This is a genomic window from Massilia rubra, assembly GCF_011682065.1.
Taxonomy (GTDB): domain Bacteria; phylum Pseudomonadota; class Gammaproteobacteria; order Burkholderiales; family Burkholderiaceae_D; genus Telluria_A; species Telluria_A rubra.
Genome location: NZ_VUYU01000010.1, coordinates 186,526 through 192,907 on the forward strand (window position 1 = coordinate 186,526; position 6,382 = coordinate 192,907).

The following is a 6,382-nucleotide window of genomic DNA, read 5'->3' on the forward strand; positions in this document are numbered from 1 at the left end:
TTTTGGGTGATAACAGACATCTCCAAATAGATATAACTGCGGATGCCTTGGGTGTTAACCTTGCATACTGGGATAAAGCCGAGGCAAGAATGTCAACACCGATCCGTTTTTACTATCAGGGCGCCGTGCGCGAAGTCACGCAGGCCGCGCCGACGCAGACCATCCTCCAGCATTTGCGCGAGGACCTGCACTGCACCGGCACCAAGGAAGGCTGCGCCGAAGGCGACTGCGGCGCCTGCACGGTCGTCATTGGCACGCTCGGCGCCGACGGCCAGGTCGAGATGAAGGCGGTGAACTCCTGCATCCAGTTGACCCCCACGCTCGACGGCAAGGCCCTGTTTACCGTCGAAGATGTGCAGCAGCCGAATGGCCTGCTACACCCGGTGCAGCAAGCCATGGTCGAATGCCACGGCTCCCAGTGCGGCTTTTGCACCCCCGGATTCGTCATGTCCCTGTGGGGCATGTACCTCAAGCAGGAAGGGCAAGCGCCATCGCGCTGCCAGATCGACGACGCCCTCTCGGGCAACCTGTGCCGCTGCACCGGCTACCGCCCGATCATCGACGCCGCCAAACGCATGGGCGAACTGCCGCCCGTGAGTTTCGACCGCGCCGCGCTGGCGGCCCAGCTGGCGAGCCTGCAACGCGGCGCCATGGCCACCTACAGCGCCGGCGGCGCCTCCTTCTTCGCCCCGCGCACGCTCGATGAACTGGTGCGCATCCGCGCCGACAAACCCGACGCCGTGCTGCTGGCCGGCTCCACCGACATCGGCCTGTGGGTCACCAAGCAGATGCGCGAGCTGGGCGACATCATCTACCTCGGCCACGTCGACGCGCTCAAGCACGTCACGCAGCGGGACGGCATGATCGATATCGGCGCCGGCGTCACCCTGGAACAGGCCTACAAGGCGGTTGCCGCGCACTATCCGGCCGAACTCTCAAGCATGTGGCAGCGCTTTGCCTCGCTCCCCATCCGCAACGCCGGCACCCTGGGCGGCAACGTCGCCAACGGCTCGCCCATCGGCGACTCGATGCCGTGGCTGATCGCACTCGGCGCGCGCGTGGTGCTGCGCGGCGCCGCCGGCGAACGCGAGCTGGCGCTGGAAGAGCTGTACCTCGGCTACCAGAAAAAGGACCTGCAAGCGGGCGAATTCGTCCAGGCGGTGCGCGTGCCGCTGCCGCGCGCCGGCGTGCGCTTTCGCACCTACAAACTGGCCAAGCGCTTCGACCAGGATATTTCCGCCGTGTGCGCCGCCTTTGCGCTGCGCTTCGACGGCGATGTGGTGAGCGAAGCACGGATCGCCTTCGGCGGCATGGCCGCCACGCCCAAGCGCGCCGCGCGGACCGAAGCGATGCTGGTCGGCCAGGCGTGGAGCGAGGCGACCGTGGATGCGGCCATGGCCATGCTGGCGCAGGATTACGCGCCGCTGTCGGACATGCGCGCGTCGAGCGAATACCGCATGAAGACGGCGCAGAACCTGCTGCGCCGCTACTGGTTCGAGACCCGTCAACACAACCCGCTGGCGGCCGATGCCGTCAACGCCTTTGCCGTGCGCGCGTAAGGAGAACACCATGAACGACGCAGCTACCCCAGCGCTCAAAGCGGCGGCGTGGACCGGCGTGGGCGTCTCGCGCGCCCACGAATCGGCCGCGCTGCACGTGCTCGGCCAGGCCACCTACACCGACGACATCCCGGAAGTGCAGGGCACCCTGCACGCGGCGCTCGGATTATCGAGCAAGGCGCACGCCAACATTAGCGCCATCGACCTGGCCGCCGTGCGCGCCAGCGTGGGCGTGGTGGCGGTGCTGACGGTGGCCGACATCCCCGGCACCAACGACTGCGGCCCGATCATCCACGACGACCCGATCCTGGCCGATGGCCTGGTCATGTACGTCGGCCAGCCGATCTTCATTGTCGTCGCCGACACCCACGACCATGCGCGCCGCGCCGCGCGCCTGGGCCAGGTGACGTACGAAGAACTGCCCGCCATCCTCACGCCGCAAGCTGCGCGCGCCGCGCAATCGTACGTGCTGCCGCCGATGCGCCTGGCACGCGGCGACTATCAAGCCGCCTTTGAAAAAGCGCCGCGCTCGGTCAAGGGCGAGCTGTATGTGGGCGGGCAGGAGCAGTTCTACCTGGAAGGGCAGATCTCGTACGCGATCCCGAAGGAAGACAAGGGCATGCTGGTGCTCTGCTCGACCCAGCACCCGAGCGAAATGCAGCACGTGGTGGCCCATGCGCTCGGCCTGCACTCGCATAACATCGTCGTCGAATGCCGCCGCATGGGTGGTGGCTTCGGCGGCAAGGAGTCGCAATCGGCGCTGTGGGCGGCCGCTTCCGCCATCGCCGCCTCGAAGCTCAAGCTCCCGGTCAAGCTGCGCGCCGACCGCGACGACGACATGCTCGTCACCGGCAAGCGCCACTGCTTCCATTACGAATACGAAGTCGGCTACGACGACGACGGCCGCATTCTCGCCGCCAAGGTCGACATGGTGACGCGCGCCGGCTATTCGGCCGACTTGTCGGGGCCGGTGGCCACGCGCGCGGTCTGCCACTTCGACAACACCTATTATTTGTCGGACGTGGACATCCGCGCCGCCTGCGGCAAGACCAACACGCAATCGAATACGGCCTTCCGTGGCTTCGGCGGCCCGCAGGGCGCGATCGCCATCGAATATGTGATCGACGACATCGCCCGTGAACTCGGGCGCGACGCGCTCGATATCCGGCGCATCAATTTCTACGGCCGTGACGATCGCAACGTCACCCCGTACGGCCAGGTGGTGGTCGACAACGTGATCGACGCGCTGTCCTTTGAGCTGGAACAAACCAGCGACTACCGCGCCCGGCGCGCGGCGATTGCCGCTTTCAACGCCGCCAGTCCGGTGCTCAAGAAAGGGCTGGCGCTCACGCCGGTCAAATTCGGGATTGCGTTTAACGTCACGCACCTGAACCAGGCCGGCGCGCTGGTGCACGTGTACGTCGATGGTTCGATCATCGTCAACCACGGCGGCACCGAAATGGGGCAGGGCATCAACACCAAGGTGATGCAGGTGGTCGCGCATGAACTGGGCGTGGACCTCGTCAACGTGCGCGCCACCGCCACCGACACCAGCAAGGTTGCAAACACCTCGGCCACGGCCGCATCGACCGGGGCCGACCTGAACGGCAAGGCGGCGCAGGACGCGGCGCGCCAGATCCGCGAACGCCTGGCCGGGTACGCGGTCAAGCTGTATGGCGGCGAAGCGGGCGAGGTGGTGTTCGCCAACGACACGGTGTTCGTCAACGGCCACGAAGTCGCTTTTCCGGTGCTCGTGCAAAAAGCCTATCTGGCGCGCGTGCAGCTGTGGTCCGACGGCTTTTACGCCACGCCGGGCCTGCACTGGGACCCGAAGACAATGAACGGCCGGCCGTTCTCGTACTACGCCTACGGCGCCGCCGTGGCCGAAGTGGTGGTCGATACGCTCACCGGCGAATGGAAGCTGCTGCGCGCCGACGCGCTGTACGACGCCGGCAAGTCGCTCAACCCGGCCATCGACATCGGCCAGGTCGAAGGCGCCTTCATCCAGGGCATGGGCTGGCTCACCACCGAAGAACTGTGGTGGAACCCGGCCGGCAAACTCATGACGCACGCGCCATCGACCTACAAGATCCCCGGCGTATCGGACTGCCCGGAAGACTTCCGCGTGCGCCTGTTCGACAACCGCAACGTCGAAGACAGCATCCACCGGTCCAAGGCGGTGGGCGAGCCGCCCCTGCTGCTGCCGTTCTCGGTGTTCTTTGCCATCCGCGATGCCGTTTCCAGCGTCGGCGGGCACAAGGTCAACCCGCCGCTCAATGCGCCGGCCACCAGCGAAGAAATCCTCAAGTCGATTTCCGCTGTCGAAGCGGCGCTCAAGGCGGCGTGATGGACGACTGGCTCAGCGCCGGCGCCTGCGCGCCGTCCATCCTGGTGACCGTGGCCATCGTCGAAGGCTCCGGCCCGCGCGAATGCGGCGCCAAAATGCTGGTCGACGCGACCCGGGTGCTGGACACCATCGGCGGCGGCCACCTGGAGCACCGCGCCATCGAGACCGCGCGCGCCATGCTGGCCGGTGGCCGCGCGCGCCACTTCGAACGCTATGCGCTCGGTCCGAGCCTGGGCCAGTGCTGCGGCGGCGTGGTGCATCTGTCGTTCGAACTGTTCGATGCGGCGCAGGCCGCGCTGCTCGGCCAGCGCCGCCAGCACGACAGCTGGCGCGTGAGCGCCATCGACGGCGCGCCAGAGACCGCGCTGTTCGATGGCGACGGCCGCTGGCTGGCGGGCCAGCGTCCGCCCGTATTCGCGCGCGACCGTGGCGCCTACGTCATGCAGGAGCCGGACGGGCGGCGCTGGCTGGTCGATCCGGTGTTCGCGCCACGTGCGCATCTGGTACTGTTCGGCGCCGGCCACGTAGGCACGGCCATTGTGCGCGCTTTGGCGCACCTGCCGTGCCACGTCACCTGGGTGGACGAGCGCGACGACATGTTCCCCGCACAGGCGCCGGCCAACGTCACCATCGAAGCGACCGACCTGCCCGAGGCGCTGGTCGCCGCCGCGCCGGCCAATGCCAGTTACCTCGTCATGACGCACAGCCACGCGCTTGACCAGCGCCTGACGGAGGCGATCATGGCGCGGCCTGACGTGGGCTGGTTCGGCCTGATCGGATCGAAAACCAAGCGCCGCCAGTTCGAACACCGCCTGCTTGCGCGCGGCGTGGACGCGGCGCGGATTGATACAATGGTTTGCCCGATCGGGCTGGCCGGCATCACCAACAAAGCGCCGGCGGTTATCGCCGCTTCCGTCTGCGCGCAATTACTGACCGTGTGGGAAGCCATGCAAGGAACGCCCAGCGCGTTCACGCACATCTCGGCAAGACCGTCGGCCGCAATCACCGAAAGAACCTGATGTCTACCGTACCACCAAGCACCGTGCAAGCCTACCGAGCCAGCTTGCTGCATTTTCACGCCGACCCGGCCTTCAGCAAAGACGCCTGCCTGTGGCACGAAGATGGCCTGTTGATCGTCGCCGACGGCAAAGTCCGGGCGGCCGGCGACTACGCGCAGCTGCTGGCGACGCTCCCTGACGGCGTGCAGGTGCGCGATTATCGCGGCAAGGTGATCATGCCGGGCTTTATCGACACCCACCTGCATTTTCCGCAGACCGACATGATCGCCTCGCCGGCGCCGGGCCTGCTGCCGTGGCTGGAGACCTACACCTTCCCGACCGAGCGCCAGTTCGGCGACCCGGCGCACGCGCGCGAAGTGGCCGACTTCTTCCTCGACGAGCTGCTGCGCTGCGGGACCACTACGGCCATGGTGTACTGCACCGTGCACCGCGAGTCGGTCGACGCGTTTTTTGAAGCCAGCGCGGCGCGCAACCTGCGCATGGCGGCTGGCAAGGTGCTGATGGACCGCAACTGTCCCGAGTTCCTGCGCGATACCGCCGAGGGCGGGGTGCGCGACAGCGAGGACCTGATCAAAAAATGGCACAACAAGGGCCGCGCCATGTACGCGATTACCCCGCGCTTCGCGCCCACGTCCAGCGACGCGCAGCTGCGGCTGACGGGAGAGCTGGCGGCGGCATACCCGGACACGTACATACAGACCCACGTGTCGGAGAATGCGGACGAATGCAGCTGGGTCAAGTCGCTGTTTCCGGATGCGCGCAGCTATCTGGACGTGTACGACCAGTATGGGCTGATGCGCGAGCGCGCCATGTTCGGCCACTGCATCTGGCTCGACGATGCCGATTTTGCACGGATGGCCGACACCGGGTCGGCGGCGGCGATCTGCCCGACCTCCAACTTCTTCCTCGGCAGCGGCTTGTTCGATTTTGAAAAGGCCGACGCGGCGCGGGTATCGCTGTCGCTGGCGACCGACGTGGGGGCGGGGACTTCCTTCTCCATGTTGCAAACTATGAATGAAGCCTATAAAGTAGCGCGCTTAAAAGGCAGTTACCTGCCGGCCGCGCGCATGTTTTACCTGGCGACGCTGGGCGCGGCGCGCAGCATGCGACTCGAAGGGACCATCGGCAGTTTCGTGGCGGGGGCGGAAGCCGATTTCATCGTGCTCGACCCGAAAGCGACGCCCTTGCTGGCGCGCCGCACGGAGCGTTGCAATAACCTCGAGGAGCTGCTGTTCGCGCTGGCGCTGCTGGGCGACGACCGGTGCGTGGGTGCGACCTATGCGGCTGGCCGGAAGGTGCATGAGCGCGCAGGCGATGACATTGTAAGTACTACCGCATTTTGAGCCGTCGGGCCCCCCCCCCCGGGGGGGAACAAAGACCCCGATCAGCAGGGGCAAGTGGGCACCCCCCCCCGCCGGGGACCCCGGCGGTGGAAAAAGGAAACCAAATACCCAAAC

4 protein-coding genes are annotated in these 6,382 nt (G+C 66.6%); all 4 read left to right on the forward strand.

The features are described 5' to 3' along the window. The first annotated feature begins 89 nt into the window (after nt 1-89). Genes xdhA through guaD form a run of 4 tightly spaced genes read left to right on the forward strand, consistent with a single transcriptional unit; the run spans nt 90 to nt 6,268 of the window. Nucleotides 90-1,559, forward strand: a complete 1,470-nt coding sequence (xdhA, locus tag F0185_RS17370) for a xanthine dehydrogenase small subunit (RefSeq protein WP_167226478.1) — start codon at nt 90-92, stop codon at nt 1,557-1,559. A 10-nt stretch (nt 1,560-1,569) separates the two neighbouring features. Further along, the gene (gene xdhB, locus F0185_RS17375) at nt 1,570-3,906 is read left to right on the forward strand and encodes a xanthine dehydrogenase molybdopterin binding subunit (protein ID WP_167226480.1); all 2,337 of its coding nucleotides are present in this window, start codon (nt 1,570-1,572) and stop codon (nt 3,904-3,906) included. Beyond that, entirely contained in the window at nt 3,906-4,925 is a 1,020-nt protein-coding gene (gene xdhC, locus F0185_RS17380; RefSeq protein WP_167226482.1) for a xanthine dehydrogenase accessory protein XdhC, read from the forward strand. The genes xdhB and xdhC overlap by 1 nt, the downstream gene beginning before the upstream one ends. Then, complete coding sequence (gene guaD / locus F0185_RS17385; RefSeq protein WP_167226485.1) at nt 4,925-6,268, forward strand: guanine deaminase; 1,344 nt, start codon at nt 4,925-4,927, stop codon at nt 6,266-6,268. The genes xdhC and guaD overlap by 1 nt, the downstream gene beginning before the upstream one ends. Nucleotides 6,269-6,382 lie beyond the last annotated feature (114 nt).